The following is a 22940-nucleotide window of genomic DNA, read 5'->3' as shown; positions in this document are numbered from 1 at the left end:
ACAATGCGGGCCGCCGGTGTGTTGGCGGCCTACTCCCCGCGGCTACCCCCGATCGTCCGGAACAGGCTCTACAGTGCCGGGCATGACGGAGATGGGAACGGATTGGCGGAGAGTCGACGGTGTGGCGACGGCCTGGTTCGACGCGCCGTCGCTGGTCGAAGGGGCGGCGCTGGCCGGGCGCATCGTGCGGCCGCCGGCCGAGATCCTGGTCGATCTGCGCGCGACCGGCGTACGGGTGCGCCTCGCCGCGGACGAGCAGGCCGAGGCGGTGTCGGCGGCCGCGCGGGACCTCGGGCTGGCCGCGGACCCGGCCGTGCCGCAGCAGCTGAGCGTCGTGATCGAGGCCGTGGATCGGCCGGAGGTGCGGCGGTTCTGGCAGCGCGTGCTCGGATACGTGCCCGGGCCGGACGGCGACCTGGCCGATCCGGTGCGGCGCGACCCGCCGATCCGGATCCGGCCGTCGACCGAGCCGCGGCCGTTGCGCAACCGCATCCACCTCGACGTGGTCCGGCCGGCCGCCGTGGTCGAGCGGGCCGGCGCCGGGGAGCCGTCGGGACCGTACGGGGTCTGCCACACCGACCCCGACGGCAACGAGGCCGACCTGGTGCCGGGCGAGGCCCTGGGCGACTGGCAGGCGGTGTTCAGCACGATGGCCTGCTACCGCACGACGTCGCCGGCGCAGCAGCGGGACCTGGCCGCCGCCGTCGCGGCGGTGGCCCGCGACGCGGGCTTCCCGCTGCTGATCGACCTGCGCCCCGGACTGGTGATCATCGACAGCGGCAAGGACCAGGCGGACGCCGAGGCCCACGGACTGGATCTCGACTTCGCCGACCTCGCCGGCAACGTCCAGAGTGGCGCCCGCGAGCTCGGGGCCACCGCCGACCCGGAGCTGCCGCGCTTCGCCCAGCTGTTGCTCGACGCCGCCGACGTCGCCGCGGTCCGCGCGTTCTGGCTCGCCGCCCTCGGCTACAGCCCGGACCGGCGAGCCGGGGTCACCGACATCCACGATCCGCGCCGGCTGAACCCGACGCTGGTGTTCCAGCAGCTCGACACCGCCGACACCGACCGGCGCCGGCAGCGCAACCGCATCCACTTCGAGCTCGCCCTGCCGTCCGACCTGGCGCCGGCCCGGCTCGCCGCGATCGCCGACGCCGGCGGCCGGCTCCTCGACGAGTCAGCGGGTCGCCACCGGGTCGCCGACCCCGAGGGCAACGAACTGGTGATCCTCGCCGAGGCGTGAACCCGGCACGCGGGAGTTCTCCGCGGCGACCGATCGAGAGCCTCGCCCCGGCCGGACGCGGCGGGGCGAGGCTCCGCATTGCGGCTACGGGCACGCCACGAGGCAACCGCCGCCTCCGCCGCCCTCGCTGACCGGGGCGAACTCGCCGTGCACGGTTCCGGTCCGGAATGCGACGGTCACGCCACGGTGGTAGTCGAAGAAGGAGACGACGGCGTAGATCTCGTCCTCGTCGTTGTAGTCCTCGTCGAGGGTCGTGCTCGAGAGGGTCGCGGCGAACTCGGCCCCGAGGCCGGTCGGGCCGGCGGCCGGCCAGCCCGGCATCAGGGTCAGGTCGGCGAGGAACTGCCCGGTGCCGTGGTCGTCGCCGAACAGCGACGCGCGGAACCCGGCACCGTAGTCGATGATCTCCTGGGCGTACCTCTGCGGCATCGCCGCGTCCAGGCCGGCGTGGGCACGCCACTCGTTGAGGCCCGTGTGGGTGAAGTCCAGGCAGGCGTTGAAGCTGATGTGGTCGTAGTTGCAGGCCATGTCGGTGGCGGCGGCCCGCGCCGGGCCGACGCCGGCGAGCTGGGCGAGCATCAGGATGCCGGCCGCCAGCGGGGCGGCGACGAGGCGTGACAGTCTCATTCTCGTACTCCGTTCTCGGGTGGTGGTTCTCCCGGGAACGCTGCCGATCGCCGCCCGCCGGCACATGGGTACGCGGCCCCCGAAGCCGTGTCTCAGCCACCCACGTTCCGGTGCAGCACCTGGGTGTTGAAGCCCAGGCAGCCGACCGCCCAGAGATCGCCGGTGCGCTCGGTGGCCGCGATCGCGCTCAGCGCCGTCCCGGCCACGTTGCCGGTCGAGGCCGGCGGTGGGGGCAGCGGATCGGAGGTGAGGGCGGCGCCGTCGAACGACATCACCAGGGCCGTGTCGGCGGACCGGCCGGCGAGATAGCCGGCGGCCCAGACACCGGCCGGAAGCGCCACGACGCTGTGCAGCTCGGCGTCGCCCGGCGCGGCGCCGGACACCTCCTGCCAGCCGTTTCCGGACCAGCGCAGCGCGTACGGCTGCCGCCCGCCCGCCGTGCGCCGGTATCCCACCGCCCACACCACCCCGTCCCCGGCGGCCGCCACACCGAAAAGCGCGGACGGCGACTGCGGCGGCGAGCCGAGCTTCAGCTGCCGCCAGGCCTGGCCGTCCCAGTGCTCGACCTCCGGCTGCTCGTCGGCGCCGAGCTCGCCGGTGTAGCCGACGGCCCACACGTCGCCGGGCCCCGAGCCGGCGACCCCGGTGAGATGCACCGGACGCGAGCCGCCGTCCGGCGCCGGGACCGCGCGCCACGAGTCCCCGCTCCAGCGCAGGATCAGGCCGCGGGGCACGGCGGTGCGGTCCGGGCGGTACGAGCCGACCGCCCAGCCGTCGTTCTCGCCGAGCATGTCGATCGCGGCCAGCGACCCGGCGACGCCCGGCGCGGCGAGGTCGTCGACGGTCCAGGACGCGCCGTCACCGTGCAGCATCAGGGGAACGCCCCGGTCCGGGTCTTCCGCACCGGTCGCCGTCGCGTATCCGACCGCCCACAGGTCGGCCGGCGAGGTGCCGGCCACCGCCGTCAGCGTGTCGTTCCCGTCGGTGTCCGGGCTGTCCACGATGCGCCAGGCGAGGCCGTCCCAGCGTTGCGTCAGCGTGCGCCGGCGGCCGGTCGTGTCGTCCCGCCAGTCGCCCACCGACCAGACGGCGCCGGGTCCCACCGACGCCACCCCGCGCAGGTTGTTGCCGGACAGGCTCGGATTCGGGCTCCGCACCACGGTCCACGACGTGACGGGTCCGGCGCCGGACAGGGCGAGCGCGGCCACGGTCGCGACGGCGCCCAGGGTCATGGTCGATCGTTCGGTCATCTTTGCCCCCGCAGGTCGAGCTTCTCCCCTCACTGTGGCCGAGGCGCCGGCGGCCGTGGCCGCATCGATCAACCCAGTTTCTCCGCGGCACTACCCAATTTCTCCAGTGCCCGGGCGAGGCCGGCGAGCGCGGCGCGATCGTCCTGACCGGTCTTCACCAGCAGGCTGGCCACGTGTTTCTCGACGGTCCGGGGCGAGAGGAACAGGCGGCGGGCGATCTCCTTGTTGCCCAGCCGCTCGGCGATCAACTGCAAGACCTCATGCTCCCGTACGGTGACACCCTGCCGGCGGAGCGATGCCGGTATCCGATCGGAGCCGCGGCGCCGCTGCCGTACCGGCGCCCCCGTCTCGCGCAGCAGCAGACGGCAGGCCGCGGCCACGCGTACCGCATCGGTCGCGTGGAAGTAGGTCTCCGCCGCCGTGAGCCAGGCGGCCGGCTCGCCCCAGCCGTCGGCGAGCGCCCGCTCGCCGACCAGCCGCAACCCCAGGTGGTGGGCCAACGGATAGGGCGCGGCCAGGGTCTCGAACTCGGCCATCGCCGCCGCGGCCGCCGTGGCATGGCCCTGCGCGCCCTCGAGAACGGCCCGGCTCAACGTCACGAACTGCCGGTTCCAGCGGGCCAGCCCGTGCGCCGAGCAGGCCAGGCCGTCGTGCTCGGCCCACCCGGCGGTCCCGGCCAGGGTGGCCAGCAGCAGGTGCGGCCCGCGGTTGAAGGACAGGTAATGCGGCGGCCGGTCGTCCTCCTTCGCGATCGCCCGCCGCAGATGGAGGCCGGCCTGGTCGCGGTCCTCCTCCAGCAGCGCGGCGAAGGCCAGGCCGAGACCCCAGGCCGCGGCCGCGTGGTCGATCTCCTCGCCGCCGAGGACGCTGTACGTCGCGTACAGCTGCTCGGCGCTCTCCCGGCGCCCGCGATGCGCGGCCACGCAGATCCGCAGGGCGAGGGCGATCAGCCGGGTCTCGGTCAGCCGCAGCCGGGCGGCGGCCTCCTCGGACGTCCGGGCACACTGCTCGGCGGCGTCGTACTCGCCGCGGCTGAGGTGCACCATCGCCAGCTCGCACTGGATCACCAGGCCGGTGACCACGGCGCCGGCCGTGACCGCGGTGTCGTGGGCCAGCGCGAGCCGGGCCGGTTCGGCGTCGTGGATCCCGTCGAGGACGCCGAGATGGAACAGGAACCGGATCCGCCACGTGGTCATGCCGTGCCGCTCCGCCGTGGCCAGCGCGCGGTCGCACAGCGCGCGGCTGGCCGCCAGATCGTCCCGCCGGGCACAGCTCGCCAGCACCTCGAGGGCCGCGCACGCGACCTCCGGCTGCCCGTGGTCCTCGGCCGAGCGCAACGCCCGCCGGGCCAGCCGCTGGGCGTGGGCCATCCGGTCCGGGGCGGGATGGCAGAAGGTCAGCCAGGCCTGGACCGCGTCGACCTCGGCGCTGATCTCCGGCCGGGAGTCACCGGCGACCAGCTCGCGCGCGATCGCGACCTGGTGCAGGCCGTCCGCCCACCGGCCGGCCGCCGCGGCGGCCCGGGCGAGCCGCAGGTGCACCGCCGCCCGGCGCCCGGCCGTGGCGTGCAGATCGAGCCAGCCGCCGAGCTCGACCGCGCGTTCGATCTCGCCCGCGTCGATGAGCGCGTCGAGCAGCACCTCGCGCAGCTCGGTCGTCGCCGCGTCGCCGGTGGTTTCGTGGGTGGACTCACGCTCCAGCCGCTCCGCCCTCGCGTCGCCGGTCGTTCCCCGCTCCAAGAGCGACAGACCGTGCTCGGCCTGCGCGATCGCGGTCGAGACGGCGCCCTGGCGCCAGGCCCGGCGAGCGATCAGGCCGAGCACCCGCGCCGCACGCCGGTCGTCGCCCGCCTGGTGCCAGAGCCGGGCGGCCAGATCGCCCCAGCCGCCCGGAAGCGCGGGATACCATCTCTCGATCACCCGCGCCGCGCGGCGGCACCGGCCGGCGCGGTCGGCGGCGGCCAGTCCGGCGCTCAGCGCCTCGGCCGTCAACGCGTGGCGGAAGACGTACATGTCCGGCTCGTCGTCCGGCGTCAGGAGCTGCGCCTCGGCCGCCCGGCGCAGGCAGGCGGACAACTCCTCGCCGGTGACACCGGCGACCTCGCCCGCGACCGACGCCGGGAACCGCCGGCCCAGCAGGGCCGCCGCCTCCACCAGCGTCCGTCCCCGCGGTCCGAGCCGCGCGGCGCGGGCGGCGACGGCGGCCTCGAGGGCGTGCGGCACCCGGGTCCGCCACGGCCGGCGGATCCGCCAGCCCGTCTCGTCCGGTATCAGCGAACCCTCACCGACCATCCCGGCGAGCAGCTCCTCCACGTGGAACGGCACCCCGTCCGCCGCCTCCAGGAGCCGGCTCAGCACCGGCTCCGGCACCCGATCGGGCGGCACGTCGAGGCACTGGGCCGCGAGCCGGATGACGTCCTCGTCGTCGAGGCGGGCCAGCTCGAGGACGGCGGCGCCGCGGCGCCGCCTCGCCGCGCGAAGCAGGTCGAGGCCGGCGCTGGGCTCCGGCCGCAGCGTCGCCACGACCAGCACCGGCTCGTGTTGCAGGTTGTCGACCAGATAATCGATCACGGCGAGGGTGTCGCCGTCCGCATCGTGCAGATCCTCGACCACCGCGAGGCAGCCGCCCCGGCCGTCCGCCCCGCCTCGGCGGCCTCCGCCGCCTGGGTCGCCTCGGCCGCCTGGGCTGTCCGGGCCGCCTCGGCTGTCCGGGCCGCCTCGGGCGTCCGGGCCGCCTCGGCCGCCGAGCGACACGAGCAGGCGCAGCACCGCCTCGGCCAGCACGACCGGTGAGTCGTCCGGACCGGACGGGCGTTCCAGCCGCCATTCCGGCACCAGCCGCGACAGGGCCGGCCGGTAGGGCAGCAGCAACGTGTCGTCCGGCGGCGCCGAGCGGCGCAGCACCGACATGAACGCCTCACGCAGCGCCCGGAACTGGGCCGACGGCGTCGTGGCCCGGCCCCGCAGCACCCGCTGACCGGCCTCCGCGCCCAGCCGCATCGCCTCGGCGGCCAGCCGGGACTTGCCGATCCCGGCCTCGCCGACCAGGAACAACACCCCGCCCGATCCCCGTGCCGCGGCCCCGATCGCGTCGCGCAGGACGGCCAGCTCGACGTGGCGCCCGACCACGTCGAGACCACCCATCCGTACGCCTACGGCCTGCGTCACCTCGAACCACTCCAACGAGCGCCCGGGCGTTTCCGGCAGCGCCGTGCCGCACGATAGGCGGTGCGGCCCGGCGTCCGGAACCGGCGCGTCGGGATTGCGACGCGCCGGTCGTCAAAGCTTCCTTCCGCTCAGCAGAAGAGGTCGACGAAGGCCACCCACCGCGCCTGCTTGACCATGTCGACATCCGGCGTGCCCTCCAGGCAACGCGCCGGGTCGTACCCGGCCGCCTCGGCCTGGCTCCAGGCGTCCGCGCGAGCGTTGCGGATGGCGATGAACGCGGTGGGCCCGGAGCCGACCCCGTCGAAGATCCGCTCGAAACCCGCCTCCGGAACCGCCCGCGCGGCCATCGCGGACGCCGGCACGGCCGAGCCCGCGACCAGAGCTCCCGCCGCGGCCAGGCCCACCATCAAGTGCTTCAGACCACCGACCATGGTCCTCTCCCCTCGTGCTTCCCGCGCCCCGGTGGCGCGGGCCCGGTCACCGTATGAAGGCGGCCGGGGGCGGGACAGGCGGTCGGCGTACCCGGCTTCGGCCGGCACGCCCCCAGATTCCGGGCCGTGCCGCCTCGGCAGCGAAGCCGGCGCCGCGCGAGCGACATGCCTCTATGTGCTGCCGGACCATGCCTCCCGGCATTCCCGTGGTGGGCGCACACGTGGTTCGGCGGCGGAGGGCCGCCCTAGCGTGAGCCCACGCGAAACATCGATGTAACGAGAGGCGACGATGAGTGGATCAGCGACATCCCGGCTGTGGACGGCCGCGGAAAAGTGTCGTAGGGCTCGCCTATTTTTTGCCCACCCAGTAACGGGGCGGGGGAGGCGGCGGACCACCCCGATCAAAACCGCGATCTTGACGGCGGCCACCTTGACCGCCGCGGCCTGCGGCAGCCCCGAGCAGGCGGCCACCGGCGACGCGACCGGCCCCCTCAAGGTGGGCATCGTCTACTCCCAGACCGGTCCCCTCGCCAGCTACGGCCAGCAGTACGCCGACGGCTTCAAGGCCGGCCTCGCCTACGCCACCCAGAACACGAACAAGATCGGCGACCGCGCGATCGAGGTCACCTACGCCGACGACGCCGGTGATCCGGCCAAGGCCGTCGTCGCGGCCAAGGACCTGATCGGCAAGGGCTACCGGGTGCTGGGCGGCTCGACCGCCTCCGGCGTGGCCGCCCAGGTCGCGCCGCTCGCGGCCAGCAACAAGGTGCTCTTCGTCTCCGGGCCGGCCGCCACCGACGCCCTCACCGGCCTCAACAAATACACGTTCCGCTCCGGCCGCCAGTCCTACCAGGACGTGCAGACGGCCAAGGCCTACCTCGGCACCGGCAAGAAGGTGCTGGTCTTCGCGCCCGACTCGGCGTTCGGCAAGTCCAACGTCGCCGCGGTGCAGGCGGTCATCGGGGGCGCGGGCGCGACCGTCAGCAACATCGCCGTGCCGGCCACCGCGACCGACTTCACCCCGTTCGCCCGTCAGGCCAAGGCCGCCGCCCCCGACCTGGTCTTCGTGGCCTGGGCCGGCAGCACCGCCAGCGCCATGTGGCAGGCCCTCGACCAGCAGGGGGTGCTCGCCTCGACGACCGTGGTGACCGGGCTCGACATCCGCGCGACCTGGCCGGTCTTCGGCAAGGCCGGGTCCCAGCTGCACCTGCTCGCGCACTACTTCGACGGCGCCACCGACAACCCGGCCGAGCAGGCCCTCGCGAAGGCGGTGGGCGGCAGGACCGACCTGTTCCACCCGGACGGGTTCGCGGCCGCCCAGATGATCGTGCACGCGCTCGAAGCCGGCGGGGCGAAGACCGACGTCGACAAGATGGTGGCGGCGCTCGAGGGCTACAGCTTCGATTCGGTCAAGGGCAAGCTGACCGTACGAGCGGAAGACCATGCCCTGCTGCAGCCGATGTTCCAGGCGAAGCTCGACGGTGACAACGCCGTGCTCACCGCGACCGTCAGCCCCGAGGACGCCGCCCCACCGGCCGCGGCCATGAAGGGCTGACGGTGACGACCGACGCCCTGACGGTCGAGCAGGTCTCCTGGCACGCCGGCGCCGTCAAGATCCTCGACGAGGTGACGCTGACCGTGGCGCCCGGCGAGTTCGTGGCCCTCATCGGGCCCAACGGCGCCGGCAAGACCTCGCTGTTCAACGTGGTCAGCGGCCTTTACCGGCCGAGCCACGGCCGGGTGCTGCTCGGCGGTGCGGACGTGACCCGCCTCCCGCCGTACCGCCGAGCGCAACGCGGCCTCGGCCGCACGTTCCAGACGTCGGCCGTCTTCGCCTCGCTCAGCGTCGCCGAGAACGTGGCGCTGGCGGTGCAGGCCCACCGGGGCGGCAGCATGCGGCCCTGGCGGCGGGGAACCGACCGGCAGATCGCGGCAGCGGCCGCGGAGATCCTCGATCGCGTCCACATAACCAACAAAACGGCCATCGCCGGCGACCTCTCGCACGGCCAGAAGAGAAAGCTGGAGATCGCCCTGTTACTGGCCGTGGATCCGGCGGTGCTGCTGCTGGACGAGCCGATGGCGGGGGTCAGCGCCGAGGACGTGCCGGCCCTGGCCGAGGTCATCCGCGGGCTCACCGTGGGCGGCCGGGCCGTGCTCATGGTCGAGCACCACATGGAGGTCGTGCTCGACCTGGCCGACCGGGTCGCCGTCCTGCACCACGGCGCGCTGCTGGCGTGCGACTCCCCGTCGTCGGTGATGGCGGACGCGACGGTGCAGCAGGCGTACCTGGGGGAGGAACTGTGATTCTCCGCGTCAGTGACCTCTCGGTCCGCCTCGGCGGGTCGCACATCCTGCAGGGCGTCACCTTCGACGTGCCGCCGACCGGCATCACCGCCCTGCTCGGCCGCAACGGCGTCGGCAAGACCACCACCCTGCGCGCGATCCTCGGTGAAGTGCCGGCCGTGGGGGCGGTCGACTTCGACGGCGAGCCCGCGCTCGGCCGGGCGACCCACAAGCTGGTGCGCGCCGGTCTCGGCTACGTGCCGGAGGACCGCTGTGTCTTCGCGGGCCTCACGGTGGCGGAGAACCTGCGCTTGGCGGTCCGCGTCAAGGACCCCGATTTCCGTACGGTGTATGAGCTGTTCCCCGAGCTGCGCGAGCGCGGCGCCCAGCGGGCCGGCACCCTCTCCGGCGGCCAGCAGCAGATGCTGGCGCTCGCCCGGGTGCTGCTCAACCCGCAGCGCCTGCTGCTGATCGACGAACCGACCAAGGGCCTCGCCCCGGCCGTCGTCTCCGCGGTCGCCGCCGCCCTGGCCCGGATCGCCGAGCGGGTGCCGATGCTGCTGGTCGAGCAGAACCTGGCGGTCGTCCGGCGGCTCGCCACCGGCGCCGTCGTGCTCGCCGCCGGCCGGGTCGCCTGGCGCGGCGCGGCGGCCGAGCTGCTCGGCGACCCCGGCCGCACCCGGGACCTGCTGGGCGTCGGCTCGGCCGCGAGGAGGCCCTGACATGTCGACCGTGGTCCTGCTGACGCTGACCGGCCTCGGGCTGGCCGCGCTCTACTTCCTGATCGCCTCCGGGCTGTCGCTCGTCTTCGGGCTGGCCGGGGTGCTGAACTTCGCGCACGGGCTGTTCCTGTCGGTCGGCGCGTACGCCGCCTGGTGGCTCGAGCCGCACCTGGGTCTGGCCGCCGCCGTGCCGCTGGGCATCGCTGCCGGCGCGGCGACCGGGGCGCTGGTCGAGCTGGTCGTGATCCGGCCGCTCTACCGGCGTCCCACCGAGCAGGTGCTGGCCACCGTCGGCCTGTCGCTGGCCGGGGTGGCGCTGCTGCAGTCGATCTGGGGCGCCGACCCTCGCACCTACCCCCGGCCGGGGTGGGCCGCGCACACCACGAGCGTCCTCGGCGCCGAGGTGCCCGACGACCGGTTCCTGCTGGTCGCGGTGGCCGCGCTGGTCCTTCTCGCGCTGCTGGCCGTGCTCCGCTGGACCCGGTACGGGTTGATCATCCGGGCCGGGGTGGAGAACCGGGCCATGGTCAGCGCCCTCGGCATCGACGTGCGGGCCGCCTTCACGCTGGTGTTCACGCTCGGCGGGGCGCTGGCCGGGACGGCCGGCATCCTCGGCGGCATGTACTTCGGGTCGGTCTCCCCCGGCCAGGGCGCGAGCCTGCTGATCTTCGCGTTCATCGTGGTGGTCATCGGCGGGCTCGGCTCGGTCACCGGCTCGGCGGTGGCGGCCGTCGCGGTCGGCCTGCTCCAGCAGTTCGTGAACTACTTCGGCACGTCCGGCGCCGGCGACGTGAGCGTGGTGGCGCTGCTGGCCATCGTGCTGCTGCTGCGCCCGGCCGGCCTGACCGGAAGGGTCGCCACATGAGTCTCCTCGAAGCCGAACCGGCCGGACCGACTGAACCGGCCGCCGGGGCCGAGCCGGCCGCCCAGACCGGGCGGTCCGCGTGGGTGGCGCGGGCGAAGCGCCTGACCCCGATGGCGGTGCTGCTCGTGGCGGTCGTGCTGCCCTGGTCCACGCTGGACGTCCCGGTGCTGTTCGACGGGCCGCTCAACTCGCCCGGCACGTTGCAGCTGCTCGGCGTATGCCTGGTCTTCGGCGGGCTCGCGCTCGGCTACGACCTGCTCTTCGGGCACGCCGGGATCCTGTCGTTCGGGCACGCGCTGTTCATCGGCCTCGGCGCGTACGGGACCGCGATCCTCCTCGGCCATGCGCACTGGCCCCTGTGGACGGCCGTGGTGGTCGCGGCGGCCGGGACGGCGGTGGTGGCGGCCCTGCTCGGCGCCGTCGCGCTGCGCGTCGCCGGGATCGCGCTGACCATGGTGACGCTCGCCTTCGCCCAGGTCGGCTGGATCGTGGTGAACCGCGACCCGGGCGGGCTGACCGGCGGCGAGGAGGGCCTGCCGCTGGACTCGGCGGCGCTGCCGTCCGGCCTGGTCGGGGTGGCCAACACGGTGAACCTGTACTGGCTGGCGCTGGCGTTCCTGGTGCTGGTCGTCCTGGTCGTGCACGGCATCCGGCGGGCGCCGCTGGGCCGGGTCCTGACCGGGCTGCGCGACGACGAGCGGCGGATCGCGGTGCTGGGCCTGTCGCCGTACCGGGTCAAGCTCGGCACGTTCATCCTGGCCGCCGCCCTGGCCGCGCTGGGCGGGGCGGTCTACGTGCTGGTGGTCGGCGGCGCCACGCCGTACCTGGCCTCGACCGACCTCACCCTGTCGCTGATCGTGATGGCGGTGCTGGGCGGCGCCGGCACCCGGTGGGGCGCGGTGCTCGGCGGCATCCTGTATGCGTACCTGGACCAGCGGCTGACCCACGTCGGCGGGTCGCTGCCCGGACCGCTGGGTCAGCCGCTGTTCGTGCTCGGAACGCTCTTCGTGCTGGCCGTGGCCTTCGTGCCGGGTGGCCTGGCCGGGTTGCGGCTCCCGGTGGAGCTGCTGCGCCGCGGCCTCCGGAGCGGAGGGCCCCCCGGCGGCGGGCTCAGAACGAGAGCATCCCGCTGACGAGCGCCTGCCAGGTCATCGGGCCGACGATCCCGTCGACCGCCATCGACGGGACATCGGCGTGGATCGCGCGCTGGAAGTCGCGTACGGCCGCATCGGTCTTGGGCCCGAAGATGCCGTCCACCGCCAGCCCCTTCGACGGGTCGCCGGAGAGGTTGCGGAACTGGAACTCCTCCTGCACGCCGCGCACGGCGTCACCCTCGTCGCCCTGTCGCACCGTGATGATGAGCGCGGACCACGTGTTCGGCCCGACGATACCGTCGACCGCGAGGTGCTTGTCGCGCTGGAAGGCACGCACCGCGGTGTCGGTCTGCGGCCCGAAGATGCCGTCGACCGTCACCGTCTTGCCGCGCGCCCGCAGCAGGTACTGCAGTGTCGGAACCGGGTGTTCCTTGGCGCCCTGCCGGATCTGCGGCCACGGGCTCAGTGTTCCTGCCAATCGAATCGCCTCCTTCCGCACCTGCATACCGCCCGGTGGCCCGCGAGTCGCTGTTACTGTCCTTGATCTGTGGGGACGGCCCTGACGACCGGCGCGGCACGGCGGATCTGGTTGCGCGCGCAGCTGCTGCACGAGCCGTTCCCCTGGGACACGCTCGCGGCGGTCGCGCACCTCGGCTACGTGCAGATCGACACGATAAACGTGATCGAGCGGGCACATCACCACATCCTCCACAGCCGGATGCCCGCCTATCAGCGCGCCGCCCTGCACCGGGCGCAGACGGCCGACAAGACGGTCTTCGAGACCTGGACCCATGCGCTCTCGTACGTGCCGAGCGCCGACTACCGGTACTTCCTGCCGGCCATGCGCGAGCGCCGGACCGGGCCGTGGCCGTCATGGCAGACCGGCATCACCCCGGAGGACGTGCGCCGCGTGGTGAAGCGGGTCCGCGACACCGGGCCGCTGATGATCCGCGACATCAAGGACGACGTGCTGGTCGAGAAGGACTGGGCGTGGGCGAGCCGCAAGCCGTCGAAGCGGGCCCGCAGGGCCTGGTCAGCGTCGCCTCGGCCTGCCACCACGCGCCGCGGGCGAAGGCCGCCGTGCGCGCGCTGATCGAGCAGCGGGTGGCGCGCAAGCAGCTGGTGCCGGTGACCGTCGAGGGAGTCGAGCACTGGGCGGCGCCGGCCACGCTGGAGACTGTTCCCGAGGCCGGGCCGCCGCTGGTGCACATCCTGTCGCCGTTCGACCCGCTGGTCATCCAGCGTGACCGGCTGTCGCTGTTCTTCGGCTACACCCACGTCTTCGAGGCATACGTGCCGAAGGCCAAGCGCGTCTACGGCTACTTCGCCCTGCCCGTCCTGGCCGGCGACGAGGTGGTGGCGGTTCCAGCTCAGCGGTTGAACCAGCCGCCGCGCAGGGCCACCCCGTGCAGCGACTGGTGCGCCTCCGCCCGCTGTACCTCGTCCGGGCGCCGGTCGTCGTTGTCGATCTTCAGGGACACGTAGACCTGGCGGATCTCGTCCTGGAGACCGGCGTCGTCGCCGTCCGGGAAGCGGTTCAGCGGCTCGGGTGCGAGGCGGAACAGCAGCACCGGCGTGACGCCGTCGGTCGACGCCGTGAGCCGGTCCTGGAAGTACGAGACGGTCTTGATGTAGTCGCCGTAGTTGTCGACGTTGAGCGTCTCGAAGGTGGGCAGCTTCAGAGTGCCGGTGTAGCCGCGGATCTGCAGGCTGGTCTGCGCCCGCGCGTGACCGAGCTGGGCGCGGGCGGCGAGCACCGGGAGCGACACCGACACGTCGCCCCCGAAGCCGTAGTTCACCGGCATCCAGCGCATGGCATGTCACCCTCCCGACGCGGCCGTCACCGGCCCGGCGTAGGCCGGTGACGGGTCCTGATGCCGGTACGGCAGGCGGAAGAAGCCGCGCACCGTGCCCGGGGCCTCGTCGTTGCCGGTTCCGTTGGTGCGGATCACGGCGGTGTCCACCTCGATCACCACGTCGTCGCGGCCGGGGCGGTTGCAGTCGTACATGTGCAGGGTCAGCACCGCGCCGTGCCGTTCGTAACCCCACACCAGCTCGACGTGATTCTCGAAGACCGCCCACGGCTTGATCGACTCGGTCATGACCACGCCGACCGGGCACAGCGTGCCGGCGTCGATGTCGCCGAGGACGGCGGGCAGCTCGCTCATCGTCTGCTTTCGCAGCGCCGCGTCGGACTCGCGCGTCACCGCCAGCCAGCGCTTGACGATCGGGGCGCCGCCGAAGCTGTCGAGCAGCCGGGCCAGGATGTGCTGCGCGACCGGCCGCGGAAGGGCGCTCGGGTCGCGTTCGCGCAGCTGCGGGGTGCCGCTCTCGAAGATGTCGCGGGTCAGGAACGACATGCCGCCGCACAGGCCCATCCTGGTGGCGTCCAGCTTGATCGGGGGTAGCCCGAGCACCGACATCTCGAGGCGGGTGCCCATCGGCCAGGGCCCGTTGCCGAACAGCGGCGCGTTCGCCGACGGCCGGAAGCCGGGCACGAAGCGCGGCCCGAACCACTGCACCGTGTGGGTCGCCCAGAGCGCCCGGCCGGCGGCGTCGTAGACGACCAGGTTGCCGTCGTCCTGCAGCAGGGCCTCGGCGCCGGGATGGCCGTGCGTGCCCGACGCCCACAACGGACGGCCATCGCCGGCATAGGCCACCAGGTTCCCGTCACCCTGCATGATCCCGTACGCCACGGGCCGCGCCGCGGTGCCCGAGGCCCACAGCGCCGCGCCGTCGTCGGTGCGGTAGAGCACGAGATTGCCGTCGCTCTGCAGGACGAGCCGGACCCGCCCGTTCCCGGAGCGGAGCTCGTCACCGCTCGCCAGGCGCGCGCCCGCCGGAAGTCGCTCCATGACGGTCACGGTACGGTCGCCGTGCGCAGCCGGAGCCGAACTGTCGGCGACCGGTCTACGCGCGCCCGCGTGCTCCCGCACGGGGGACGCCGGGAGCACGTGGGAGGTCGCGATGAGCGTGATCGGGGATCGGATCGCCGAGCTCGGCCTGGCGCTGCCGGCGCCGGTGGCGGCGCCGGGCGGGGTCCGGCTGCCGTTCCGTCAAGTACGGGTGGTGGGCACGGTCGCCTACGTCGCCGGCCACGGGCCGCTCGCCGCCGACGGCACGCTCGCCGAGCCGCTGGGCAAGGTGGGCGCGGAGGTCACCGCCGAGCAGGCGTACGAGGCGGCCCGCCGGACCAGGTCATCAACGGCTTCTCCGACCTGATCCTCGAACTCTTCGGCCCCGAGGCAGGCGCACACGCCCGTAGCGCGGTCGGGCAGGCCGTCCTGCCGTTCGGCATCCCGGTCGAGATCGAGGCGGTCGTGCACCTGCACCCGTGACGCGCCGGCCGGGCTCGGGCACGCCGGGCTCGGCGGGGCGCGTATCGGCCGGACGGGCCCTAGACGGACGGGCCGAAGAGCGCGGCGTAGCGGTCCAGGTAGAGCGGCCAGCCCTGGTCGTGGCCCACGCCGTCGCGCACCGACTCCCAGCCCGGACCGTGCCGGTCGAGGTGGCGATGTTCCAGCTCGACCCGGGTGCGGTCCGGGGTCTCGGCGGTGAAGGTCACCTCGACCTCGCTGGTGCGCCCGGGATCGGTCTCGACCTGCCAGGTCGGGCCGATGTCCCAGGAGAACACCACCCGGGCCGGCGGGTCGTAGGCCAGGATCCGTGCCCATCGGCACTCGCTGCCGTCCTCGGCGCGATCGACGATGTGGCCGCCGACCCTCGGCTCGAACACGGTCTCGGCGATCGGCGCCGACAGCAGGTTGTGCTCCTTGGGCTTGAAGTCACCGAACCGCTCGGTGAACACGGTGAACGCCTTCTCGATCGGCGCGTTGACGACGATCCGGCGACGTACCGCCGCCGTGTCGGCCTGGGTCATGAGCTCTCCTCGGTCGTGTCCTCGACGGTGTTCTGGAAGCCGTCCAGCGCCCGGCGCCAGAACGTGTCCAGCTGGTCCCTCAGCGCGGCGACGCCGGCCGGGTTCAGCCGGTACACCCGGCGGGTGCCCTCGGGCCGGGCGGCGACCAGCCCGGCCTCCTTGAGCACCCGCAGGTGCTGGGAGACGGCCTGCCGGGTGATCGGCAGCTCGTCGGCCAGCTCACCGACCGCGCGCGGCCGCTCGGACAGGCACTGCACGATGGCCAGCCGGCTCGGGTCGCCCAGAGCCTCCCAGCCGGGGTGTCCTCTGAAAGTCGCCACGAACGAAAGCTACGACTTTCATTCCGAACCGTCAAGGCCGGTTCGCTAGACCGCTGTCCAGACGAAGGTCATGGCGTCCGGGACGCCGTCGACGGTGACGCGAACCGTGGTCGTGCCTCGGGTGGTGGCCGCGCCGGTGAAGGTGCCGGCGGGGGAGAGCGTCACGCCGGCCGGCAGGGCGGTTGCCGTGAACGTGTGGCCGCTGCCCAGCGACCAGTTCACCGCCTTGCCCACCGGCGAGCTCATGCCGTGTGGATTGACGACATCGGCGCCCGCGACCGGCGCGAGGGAGGCGGGCGCGAGCGAGGCGGGCGCGGTGAGGGTTCCGGTCAGGGGCAGGTTCCGGCTCGAGTCGCCGACCAGGATCTGGTACGAGCCGGCGGTCGTCCGCCACGCGTGGGAGGCGGTGTCCCAGTGGGCGAGGTCGCGCGTACGCACCGGGAAGCTCACCGTGCCGGAAGCGCCCGCCGCCAGGGTGATGCGCTGGAAGCCCTTGAGCTGATGCGGCGGTTCGCCGTCGGCCGCCGGATTGCCCACGTAGAGCTGCGCCACCTCGGTGCCGGCCCGGGTGCCGGAGTTGCGGACCGTGGCCGTCACCGTCGCGGTGCCGTTGGCGAAGGCGCCGACCTGCAGGTTGCTGAACGCGAACGACGTGTAGGACAGGCCGAACCCGAACGGGAACATCGGGGTGACGTTCTGCGCGTCGTACCACCGGTAGCCGACCTTGAGGCCCTCGCTGTACTGGACCTGGCCGTTCGCCCCGGGCCACTGCGCGGTGGTGGACGCCGGCACCGCCGAGAGCGAGGTGGGGAACGTCATCGGCAGCTTGCCCGACGGGTTCACGTCGCCGAAGAGCAGGCCCGCGATCGCCGTTCCCCACTGCTGGCCGTCGTAGAAGCCCTCGAACACCGCCGGGACCGACGACAGCCACGGCATCGCGATGCCGGCGTTGTTGTTGAGCACCACGACCGTACGCGGATTGGCCGCCACCACCGCGGAGATCAGCGCGTCCTGGTTGTTCGGCAGGTTGATGGTCGTCGAGTCGTGCTCCTCGTTGCCGTAGTTGTCGCTGGCGAAGACGACCGCCACGCTGCTGCGCTGGGCCAGCGCCACCGCCGACGCCTGGTTGCTGCCCTCGTCGTAGGCGACCGTGATCCCGGTGCCGGCCACCCGGTTCTGGATGCCGGTCAGCGGCCACACGGTCGCGCCGCTGCGGACGGTCGCCGAGCCGCCGCCGATGGTCTGGGTGCCGGCGCCGCCGTCCACGCCGATCACCGCGATCGACGTCAGGCCGCTGGTGGACAGCGGCAGGATCCCGGTGTTCTTGAGCAGGACCGTGCCCTCCTGCGCGCCGCGCAACGCGACCTGCACGTGCGCGGGCGTCGTCACGGTCGCGCCGAGCGAGCCGCTGGGCGCCCGGTCGAACAGCCCGAACGCGAACATCTGGGTCAGCACCCGGGAGACCATCGTGTCCAGGGTCTGGCTGCTGACCGTACCGGCCTGCACCGCCTGCTTGAGGAAGTCGGCGAAGAAGTAGCCGTTCGGCATCTCCATGGTCAGCCCGGCGTTGGCCGACTCGACCGTGGAATGGGTGCCGCCCCAGTCCGACTCGACGAACCCGCCGAAGCCCGCCTGCTGGTAGAGCCCGGTGTTGAGCAGGGACGGGTTCTGACAGGCCGGCACCGAGTTGACCACGCTGTACGCGCACATCACCGAGGCCGGGGCGCCCTGCTGGACCGCCGTCTGGAAGGCCGGCAGGTAGATCTCCTGGAGCGTCCGCTCGTCGACGACGACCGTGCCGTCGGGGTGCTCGATGTTGTAGACGGCGGCGTGCTTCACCGACGCCATCACCCCCTGGCTCTGCAGGCCACGCACGTCGGCGGCGGCCATCTGCCCGGAGAGGTACGGGTCTTCACCGTACGTCTCGAAGGCCCGGCCCCACCGCGGGTCGCGCACGATGTTCACGGTCGGGCCGAGCGCCACGTTCGCGCCCTTGCCGGCGAACTCGGCGCCGATCGCCGACCCGTAGGCCTGCGCGTAGTCGGGGTCGAAGGTGGCGGCGGTGGCCGTGCCGGACGGCATCTGGGTCACCCCGTCGAGCCCGTCGCCGACGCCGGCCGGCCCGTCCTGCAGCCCCAGGTTCGGAATGCACAGCGCCGGGATGCCGGTGACGTTGCCGATGTACGGCGACGCGTTGTTGTTGCCGTGCAGGATCTGCACCTTCTGGTCGATCGTCATCCGGGCCAGCACCTGGGCCACCCGGTCGGCGACCGGCGCCGCCGAGCCGACCCACGGGCAGCCGGTCCCGCCGGTCGGCGGGGTCGTCGTGGGGCCGCCGACCGTGTGGACGGCGAACTCCCAGAGCGAGTAGCCGTACTGGGTGGCGCGCGTGATCCCGTACAGGCGGAGGTAGCGCCCGGTGGCGTTCAGCGTTACCGATTGCGTGCCGTCGGCCCCGTTCAGCGTGGGCGTCGCGTCGGTCCAGGCGTTGCCGTCGGTGGAGACCTGGAGCTTGAAGGTGGCCGCCCGCGCGGTCTCCCAGTGCAGGTCGGCGCCGCAGATCTGCTGGGACGAGCCGAGGTCGACCTGCAGCCACTGCGGGTCGGCGAAGGCCGACGCCCACCGGGTGCCGTCGTTGCCGTCGGTGGCCGCCGCGGCCGGGGTGCCGGCGTTCTCGGTCGAGAGGGCGGTCGTCGGCCGGTTCAGCGCGCTGTTGCCGGTCGAGCAGGTGGCCGGCGCCGAGCCGCCGAAGACCTGGAACTCCCAGAGCGAGTAGCCGTACGGCGTGGCCCGGGTCAGCCCGTCCATCCGGACGTAGCGCCCGGTGGCGGTCAGCGGCACCGTCTGGGTGCCGTCCACTCCGGCGAGGACGGCGGTGGCGTCGGTCCACGCGTTGCCGTCGGTCGAGACCTGGATCTTGAAGGTGGCCGCGCGGGCGGTCTCCCAGTGCAGCGTGACCTGGCTGATGGCCTGCGACGCGCCGAGGTCGACCTGCAGCCACTGCGGGTCGGCGAAGGCCGAGGACCAGCGGGTGCCGTCGTTGCCGTCGGTCGCCGCCGAGGCCGGGGTGCCGGCGTTCTCGGTCGAGAGGGCGGTGGTCGGCCGGCCCTGCGACAGCAGGGTGAGCGCGGCGTGCGCGCCCGGCGCGACCAGCAGGGTTCCGATGAGCAGGAGGACGGCGGCGCCGATCGTCAACAGCCGTCGCCGAGGGCGGGGAACGGGGGACATGGATGCTCCTTGGGGGAGGAGTCGCGGCGCTCGGGGAAGCGCTCTCTCACCACATTCCCCACGTCATCGCAGGCTGTCAATGCGTCAACCACGGTTCCGGACGTAGACATTCATCAAGATAAGAAAGCGCTTCCTGCCCGTACGCGTCGGGACGGCGACAGTGCGTGACGAAGCCGGGGCACATGCTGGGCCCAGAGACGGAGGTGCTTCATGTCCGACAGCGATGTCGATCTCGACGAACAACTGGCCGAGCTGCTCAGCCATCCCCGGCCCGACACGAAAGTGCATCCGGAGGACGGCGATCAGTCCGCTGCCAAGATCGACCCCGACGAGGAGGACGACTCATGAACGCGGTGGATCGTCTCATCGCCGTGGCCGAGAAGGAACGCAAGCTCAAGTATCACGAGGGCAAGAACGGCTACACCAAGTACGGCGACTGGTTCGCACCCAAGTTCGAGCACGCGGCCTGGTGCGACATGTTCGTGTCATGGTGCGCCGACCAGTGCGGTCTCTCCAAGGTGGTCGGCCGTTATGCGTCGTGCACCGCCCACGCCAAGTGGTTCCAGGCGCACGACCACTGGGGCAGGAAGCCGCGCCGAGGGGCGATCGTGTTCTTCCACATGCCCTCGGGCCACAAGGGACCCAACCACGTCGGCATCGTCGAGCGGGTGCTCGACGACGGCGGCATCGTCACGATCGAGGGCAACTCCAGCGACAAGGTCGCCCGTAACGTGCGGCGCTCGCACATCGTGGGATACGGCTACCCGCAGTACCCCGACGGCGGCGGATCGTCCCTTTCGGTCAAGGTCCCGGCGTTCCCGCTGCCGAAGGACTTCTATTACGGCCCGGCCAAGAAGGGCCCGCACCCGGTGACCGGGCACAGCGGACCGGCGTCCTATCGCGAGGGGCTGAAGAAGTGGCAGCGCCGCATGCTCGTGCGCGGCTGGGGCGGCATCGGCACGGCGGACGGCTTCTACAGCGGCCGCACGGACAAGGTCGCCTCGCAGTTCCAGAAGGAGAAGGGGCTGTACATCGACGGGCTCATCGGTCCCGACACGTGGAAGGCGGCCTGGACGAAGCCCATCACCGGATAGAGCGGGCCACCGCGAGGGCCTCGTCGGGAGCGGCGAGACCCTCGAGGCGGTAGGTGACCGAACCGGACTGCCAGATCAGCACCGGGCCGGACAGCCGGGCCGTCTCGGTGTGCTCGACGCCGTCGCGGTCCACATAGGTGACCGGGTGCGGCGTCGGCAGCCACAGGGCGAAGTCGCCGAGCTCCAGCCACTGGGCGTCCGGCGCCTGTTTCAGGTAGATCGGGGACAGCGTGCCGTCGAACTCGTCGAGGCGCACGGCGCCGGCGCGCCAGGAGAGGGTGACCACGCGCGGGCGGCCGGCCCGGTCCGGGTCGGCCAGCGTGACCTGCTCAGGCGGGCCGAGCGCGGCCGGCGCCACGACCGGGAAGAGGGCGGCCCGGCGGGCCTCGCCGAGCGCGACCGTGCGCAGCGACGGCAGCGGAGCGGGGCTCGCGGGGAGCGACGGCGTGGCGGTGGGCGAGGTGCGCACCTCGACGCCGGCCACCCGCAGCAGGCCGCCGACCGCCTCGACCACGGCGGCCCGGGCCGGGGCGATGCCGCCGGCCGCGGCCGCGGCGGCGACCAGCGCCGAGATCAGCCAGAGGCGCCAGCGGTGGCGGCGCGGCGGCCGGGCGCCGGCGAGGCGGGCGCGCACGGTGGCCCGGTGATCGGCGGCCGGCGGCACGTCGAGGTGGTCGCCGAGCGCTCGCAGCTCCGCGATCAGGTCGTCGTGGTCAGGCATCGGTTCCCTCCTCTCCGCTCAGGTGCTCGCGCAGCTTCGCCAGCGCCCGCGCCGTGCGGGACTTGACCGTCCCCTTGGGCAGGCCGAGCGTCACCGCCGTCTCCGCCTCGGACAGGTCCAGCAGGTAGCGGCAGACCAGCACCTCGCGGTCCCGGTCGTGGAGCCGGCGCAGCTGGTCGACGAGCAGCCGGCGCCGCTCGGCCGCCATCGCCGACTCGGCCGGGTCGGGCGCGGGCTCGTTGGCGGCCCGCGCGGCCGCCCGCAGCACCAGGCCGTCGCGCCGGCCGCGGGACCGGTGCAGGTTGCGGGTCTCGTTGGCCACGATCGCCAGCAGCCACGCCTTGAAGCCCGAGTCGCCCCGGTAGCGCGACAGCTGCCGGTAGGCCTTCACCAGCGACTCCTGCACCACGTCGTCGGCGTCGGAGCCCGCGCCGAGCAGCACCGCCGCCCGGTGCGCGGGCACGGTGTAGCGGTCGACCAGGATCTCGTACGCCTCCAGGTCGCCGTCCCGGGCCCGCGCGACCGCGGTCGCGTCGTCCAGCGCGGTGGTCCTCTCCAGCCTCGCCACCTCCCGCCCTGACGACACCGCGGACACCGAAATGGTTCCAGGAACCTTTCCGGCGTGGCCGGTGTCTTTCCGGCATGACTACCCGGCGGAAGTTTCTCGTGCTGGCCGGCGGCGCCGCAGCCGCCCTGGCCGGCGGTTGCACCCGGCCCGCACCGGCCCGGCCGGCGACGGCCGGCGACGCGGTGCCCGACGTGGTGCTCGCCGACACCGAAGAGGGCCTGGCCGTGCTCGGCGGCCCGCGACCCGGCCGGCCCGGCACGGCATCGGCGGCGAGCGCCGACGGCCGGGTCGTCTACGCGGTGACGGCCGGGTCCGAGCTGATGCGGCTCGACCCGGCGGCGGGGGTGACCACCCGGAGCGCCACGCTCGGGGGCGGGTGGCTGCCCCGGGTCGTCGCCGCCGGCGGCGGGGCGTGCGCGCTGAGCCGTACCGCGGCCGCGCCCCGCCCGGCCGCCCGCGCCCGCACGCCGCTGCTGGTGCTGACGGGCGGCCGCCAGCGCGAGTACGACCTGCCGGGCGTCGTCGAGCCGGACGCGTTCACCAGCGACGGCGCCGGCCTGTTCGTGCTCGAGTGGACCCCGGCCGCGGCGCCCGAGCGCTACCGGGTGCGGCTGCTCGACCTCGGGGGCGGGACGGTCGGGCCGCTGCTCACCCGGGACAAGACGGCGGTGCCGCCGGGGGCCGAGGAGACGATGAGCGGCGAGGGACGGCAGCAGGTGGCCTCGCCGGACGGGCAGGTGCTCTACACGCTCTACACCCATCAGCCCGGCCACCGGCACACCCGCGACCTGCTGTCCGGGCGGCCCGGCAACGCGCACGCCTTCGTGCACGTGCTGCACCTGACCCAGCGCTGGGCGTACTGCCTGGACCTGCCGCACCCGTTCGGCGAGGGGCCGGCCGCCGGGCACGCGATCGCGGCCAGTGCCGACGGCCGTGAGATCGCCGTGCTCGACACCACGTCCGGCTCGCTCGCCTGGGCCGGCACCGAGGCGCTCGCGATCTCCGGTGTGGTGCGGGCGCCCGTCGCGACCGGTGGAGACGGCGTGGCGGCCGCCGACGGCGGGAAGGGCGCGGCGGAGGCGAGCGTGGCTTACCTGCCCGACGGCGGCCGGGTGCTGGTGGGTGCGGGCCGGACGGTCAGCTCGCTCGACCACACCGGCACGGTGACGGCCCGCTGGGAGATGCCGGGCGGCGTGCGCGGCCTGGCGGTGAAGGGCAGCAGGGTGTACGTCGGGGGAGAGGGCGAGATGAGATGGCTGGACGCCGGCACGGGGGCCGTGCAGGGACGGGCGAAGGTCGACGGGCTGGTCACGGTCAGGTCGGTGCGATGAGGCGGGCGGCGCTTTACCTCGTACTCGTGCTCGGGGGTTGCACCGCGCAGCAACCGCAAGCGGCACCGCCCGCGCCACCGACGACGAGCCCGGCCCCGACGGCGCCGGCGAAGTGCGGC

Annotated in this window: 24 protein-coding genes; 12 read left to right on the top strand and 12 right to left on the bottom strand. The window is 73.6% G+C overall.

Features of this window, described 5'->3' with window-relative positions; translation table 11 throughout:
• The first annotated feature begins 82 nt into the window (after positions 1-82).
• Complete coding sequence (locus ACQP2F_RS31275; RefSeq protein WP_433293701.1) at positions 83-1240, top strand: VOC family protein; 1158 nt, start codon at positions 83-85, stop codon at positions 1238-1240.
• 84 nt (positions 1241-1324) lie between these two features.
• Here the strand turns inward: ACQP2F_RS31275 and ACQP2F_RS31270 are convergent, their stop codons facing one another.
• The 4 genes from ACQP2F_RS31270 to ACQP2F_RS31255 form a co-directional block, all read right to left on the bottom strand.
• Positions 1325-1867: a hypothetical protein gene (locus tag ACQP2F_RS31270; protein ID WP_433293699.1), complete on the bottom strand. Its 543-nt coding sequence runs from the start codon at positions 1865-1867 to the stop codon at positions 1325-1327.
• Between the two features lie 92 nt (positions 1868-1959).
• Complete coding sequence (locus ACQP2F_RS31265; protein ID WP_433293697.1) at positions 1960-3117, bottom strand: hypothetical protein; 1158 nt, start codon at positions 3115-3117, stop codon at positions 1960-1962.
• 68 nt (positions 3118-3185) lie between these two features.
• Positions 3186-6284, bottom strand: a complete 3099-nt coding sequence (locus tag ACQP2F_RS31260; RefSeq protein ID WP_433293695.1) for an ATP-binding protein — start codon at positions 6282-6284, stop codon at positions 3186-3188.
• Between the two features lie 128 nt (positions 6285-6412).
• Positions 6413-6715: a hypothetical protein gene (locus ACQP2F_RS31255; RefSeq protein WP_433293693.1), complete on the bottom strand. Its 303-nt coding sequence runs from the start codon at positions 6713-6715 to the stop codon at positions 6413-6415.
• 415 nt (positions 6716-7130) lie between these two features.
• Here ACQP2F_RS31255 and ACQP2F_RS31250 point away from each other — a divergent pair, with 415 nt between their 5' ends.
• Genes ACQP2F_RS31250 through ACQP2F_RS31230 form a run of 5 tightly spaced genes read left to right on the top strand, consistent with a single transcriptional unit; the run spans position 7131 to position 11718 of the window.
• Positions 7131-8270, top strand: a complete 1140-nt coding sequence (locus ACQP2F_RS31250) for a substrate-binding domain-containing protein (protein WP_433293691.1) — start codon at positions 7131-7133, stop codon at positions 8268-8270.
• A 2-nt stretch (positions 8271-8272) separates the two neighbouring features.
• On the top strand, positions 8273-9019 hold the full coding sequence (locus ACQP2F_RS31245; RefSeq protein ID WP_433293689.1) for an ABC transporter ATP-binding protein: 747 nt from the start codon (positions 8273-8275) through the stop codon (positions 9017-9019).
• On the top strand, positions 9016-9720 hold the full coding sequence (locus ACQP2F_RS31240; protein ID WP_433293687.1) for an ABC transporter ATP-binding protein: 705 nt from the start codon (positions 9016-9018) through the stop codon (positions 9718-9720). The genes ACQP2F_RS31245 and ACQP2F_RS31240 overlap by 4 nt, the downstream gene beginning before the upstream one ends.
• 1 nt (position 9721) lies before the next feature.
• Positions 9722-10585 carry a branched-chain amino acid ABC transporter permease gene (locus ACQP2F_RS31235; protein WP_433293685.1) on the top strand — a complete coding sequence of 288 codons (864 nt, stop codon included), beginning with the start codon at positions 9722-9724 and terminating at the stop codon, positions 10583-10585.
• Complete coding sequence (locus ACQP2F_RS31230) at positions 10582-11718, top strand: branched-chain amino acid ABC transporter permease (RefSeq protein ID WP_433293683.1); 1137 nt, start codon at positions 10582-10584, stop codon at positions 11716-11718. The genes ACQP2F_RS31235 and ACQP2F_RS31230 overlap by 4 nt, the downstream gene beginning before the upstream one ends.
• Here ACQP2F_RS31230 and ACQP2F_RS31225 read toward each other — a convergent pair.
• Entirely contained in the window at positions 11696-12157 is a 462-nt protein-coding gene (locus ACQP2F_RS31225; protein WP_433293681.1) for a peptidoglycan-binding domain-containing protein, read from the bottom strand. The two genes, ACQP2F_RS31230 and ACQP2F_RS31225, sit on opposite strands and share 23 nt — an antisense overlap.
• A 69-nt stretch (positions 12158-12226) precedes the next feature.
• On the opposite strand from ACQP2F_RS31225, the gene ACQP2F_RS31220 reads away from it, so the two are divergent.
• Entirely contained in the window at positions 12227-12772 is a 546-nt protein-coding gene (locus tag ACQP2F_RS31220) for a DNA glycosylase AlkZ-like family protein (RefSeq protein ID WP_433293679.1), read from the top strand.
• Positions 12760-13164, top strand: a complete 405-nt coding sequence (locus ACQP2F_RS31215; RefSeq protein WP_433293677.1) for a DNA glycosylase AlkZ-like family protein — start codon at positions 12760-12762, stop codon at positions 13162-13164. The genes ACQP2F_RS31220 and ACQP2F_RS31215 overlap by 13 nt, the downstream gene beginning before the upstream one ends.
• Here ACQP2F_RS31215 and ACQP2F_RS31210 read toward each other — a convergent pair.
• Both ACQP2F_RS31210 and ACQP2F_RS31205 read right to left on the bottom strand, forming a co-directional pair.
• The gene (locus tag ACQP2F_RS31210) at positions 13050-13493 is read right to left on the bottom strand and encodes a hypothetical protein (RefSeq protein WP_433293675.1); all 444 of its coding nucleotides are present in this window, start codon (positions 13491-13493) and stop codon (positions 13050-13052) included. The two genes, ACQP2F_RS31215 and ACQP2F_RS31210, sit on opposite strands and share 115 nt — an antisense overlap.
• Positions 13494-13499: 6 nt before the next feature.
• On the bottom strand, positions 13500-14534 hold the full coding sequence (locus tag ACQP2F_RS31205) for a hypothetical protein (RefSeq protein ID WP_433293673.1): 1035 nt from the start codon (positions 14532-14534) through the stop codon (positions 13500-13502).
• A gap of 112 nt (positions 14535-14646) precedes the next feature.
• Between ACQP2F_RS31205 and ACQP2F_RS31200 the strand changes: the two genes are divergently transcribed.
• Positions 14647-14901 (top strand): hypothetical protein, encoded by a 255-nt coding sequence (locus ACQP2F_RS31200; RefSeq protein WP_433293671.1) that lies wholly within the window; start codon positions 14647-14649, stop codon positions 14899-14901.
• A 175-nt stretch (positions 14902-15076) separates the two neighbouring features.
• Here ACQP2F_RS31200 and ACQP2F_RS31195 read toward each other — a convergent pair whose 3' ends face one another.
• From ACQP2F_RS31195 to ACQP2F_RS31185, 3 genes are read right to left on the bottom strand one after another with little or no spacing between them, the layout of a single operon-like run.
• Positions 15077-15559, bottom strand: coding sequence for an SRPBCC family protein (locus tag ACQP2F_RS31195; RefSeq protein WP_433293669.1), 483 nt, complete (start codon positions 15557-15559; stop codon positions 15077-15079).
• The gene (locus ACQP2F_RS31190; protein WP_433293667.1) at positions 15556-15879 is read right to left on the bottom strand and encodes an ArsR/SmtB family transcription factor; all 324 of its coding nucleotides are present in this window, start codon (positions 15877-15879) and stop codon (positions 15556-15558) included. The genes ACQP2F_RS31195 and ACQP2F_RS31190 overlap by 4 nt, the downstream gene beginning before the upstream one ends.
• 45 nt (positions 15880-15924) lie before the next feature.
• A complete protein-coding gene (locus tag ACQP2F_RS31185; RefSeq protein WP_433293665.1) occupies positions 15925-19107 on the bottom strand; it encodes a glycoside hydrolase family 3 C-terminal domain-containing protein in 3183 nt (1060 codons plus the stop codon).
• A 210-nt stretch (positions 19108-19317) separates the two neighbouring features.
• On the opposite strand from ACQP2F_RS31185, the gene ACQP2F_RS31180 reads away from it, so the two are divergent.
• Positions 19318-19455: a hypothetical protein gene (locus ACQP2F_RS31180; RefSeq protein WP_433293663.1), complete on the top strand. Its 138-nt coding sequence runs from the start codon at positions 19318-19320 to the stop codon at positions 19453-19455.
• The gene (locus ACQP2F_RS31175; RefSeq protein WP_433293661.1) at positions 19452-20201 is read left to right on the top strand and encodes a CHAP domain-containing protein; all 750 of its coding nucleotides are present in this window, start codon (positions 19452-19454) and stop codon (positions 20199-20201) included. The genes ACQP2F_RS31180 and ACQP2F_RS31175 overlap by 4 nt, the downstream gene beginning before the upstream one ends.
• Here the strand turns inward: ACQP2F_RS31175 and ACQP2F_RS31170 are convergent.
• Positions 20191-20922, bottom strand: a complete 732-nt coding sequence (locus tag ACQP2F_RS31170) for a hypothetical protein (RefSeq protein WP_433293659.1) — start codon at positions 20920-20922, stop codon at positions 20191-20193. The two genes, ACQP2F_RS31175 and ACQP2F_RS31170, sit on opposite strands and share 11 nt — an antisense overlap.
• On the bottom strand, positions 20915-21490 hold the full coding sequence (locus ACQP2F_RS31165) for an RNA polymerase sigma factor (RefSeq protein WP_433293657.1): 576 nt from the start codon (positions 21488-21490) through the stop codon (positions 20915-20917). The genes ACQP2F_RS31170 and ACQP2F_RS31165 overlap by 8 nt, the downstream gene beginning before the upstream one ends.
• A gap of 74 nt (positions 21491-21564) precedes the next feature.
• On the opposite strand from ACQP2F_RS31165, the gene ACQP2F_RS31160 reads away from it, so the two are divergent.
• Positions 21565-22821 carry a YncE family protein gene (locus tag ACQP2F_RS31160; RefSeq protein ID WP_433293655.1) on the top strand — a complete coding sequence of 419 codons (1257 nt, stop codon included), beginning with the start codon at positions 21565-21567 and terminating at the stop codon, positions 22819-22821.
• The last annotated feature ends 119 nt before the right edge of the window (positions 22822-22940 follow it).

The organism is Actinoplanes sp. CA-030573 (assembly GCF_050951115.1).
Taxonomy (GTDB): domain Bacteria; phylum Actinomycetota; class Actinomycetes; order Mycobacteriales; family Micromonosporaceae; genus Actinoplanes.
The sequence above is the reverse complement of the archived record's forward strand: the minus strand, read 5'-3'. Positions and strand labels throughout refer to the sequence as shown.

Excerpts from the sequence above, each read along its gene's own strand:
- ACQP2F_RS31275 (WP_433293701.1), top strand. The coding sequence starts at position 83 with ATGACGGAGATGGGAACGGATTGGCGGAGAGTCGACGGTGTGGCGACG.
- ACQP2F_RS31270 (WP_433293699.1), bottom strand. The coding sequence starts at position 1,867 with ATGAGACTGTCACGCCTCGTCGCCGCCCCGCTGGCGGCCGGCATCCTG.
- ACQP2F_RS31265 (WP_433293697.1), bottom strand. The coding sequence starts at position 3,117 with ATGACCGAACGATCGACCATGACCCTGGGCGCCGTCGCGACCGTGGCC.
- ACQP2F_RS31255 (WP_433293693.1), bottom strand. The coding sequence starts at position 6,715 with ATGGTCGGTGGTCTGAAGCACTTGATGGTGGGCCTGGCCGCGGCGGGA.
- ACQP2F_RS31235 (WP_433293685.1), top strand. The coding sequence starts at position 9,722 with ATGTCGACCGTGGTCCTGCTGACGCTGACCGGCCTCGGGCTGGCCGCG.
- ACQP2F_RS31230 (WP_433293683.1), top strand. The coding sequence starts at position 10,582 with ATGAGTCTCCTCGAAGCCGAACCGGCCGGACCGACTGAACCGGCCGCC.
- ACQP2F_RS31210 (WP_433293675.1), bottom strand. The coding sequence starts at position 13,493 with ATGCGCTGGATGCCGGTGAACTACGGCTTCGGGGGCGACGTGTCGGTG.
- ACQP2F_RS31205 (WP_433293673.1), bottom strand. The coding sequence starts at position 14,534 with ATGGAGCGACTTCCGGCGGGCGCGCGCCTGGCGAGCGGTGACGAGCTC.
- ACQP2F_RS31200 (WP_433293671.1), top strand. The coding sequence starts at position 14,647 with ATGAGCGTGATCGGGGATCGGATCGCCGAGCTCGGCCTGGCGCTGCCG.
- ACQP2F_RS31195 (WP_433293669.1), bottom strand. The coding sequence starts at position 15,559 with ATGACCCAGGCCGACACGGCGGCGGTACGTCGCCGGATCGTCGTCAAC.
- ACQP2F_RS31185 (WP_433293665.1), bottom strand. The coding sequence starts at position 19,107 with ATGTCCCCCGTTCCCCGCCCTCGGCGACGGCTGTTGACGATCGGCGCC.
- ACQP2F_RS31180 (WP_433293663.1), top strand. The coding sequence starts at position 19,318 with ATGTCCGACAGCGATGTCGATCTCGACGAACAACTGGCCGAGCTGCTC.
- ACQP2F_RS31175 (WP_433293661.1), top strand. The coding sequence starts at position 19,452 with ATGAACGCGGTGGATCGTCTCATCGCCGTGGCCGAGAAGGAACGCAAG.
- ACQP2F_RS31170 (WP_433293659.1), bottom strand. The coding sequence starts at position 20,922 with ATGCCTGACCACGACGACCTGATCGCGGAGCTGCGAGCGCTCGGCGAC.
- ACQP2F_RS31160 (WP_433293655.1), top strand. The coding sequence starts at position 21,565 with ATGACTACCCGGCGGAAGTTTCTCGTGCTGGCCGGCGGCGCCGCAGCC.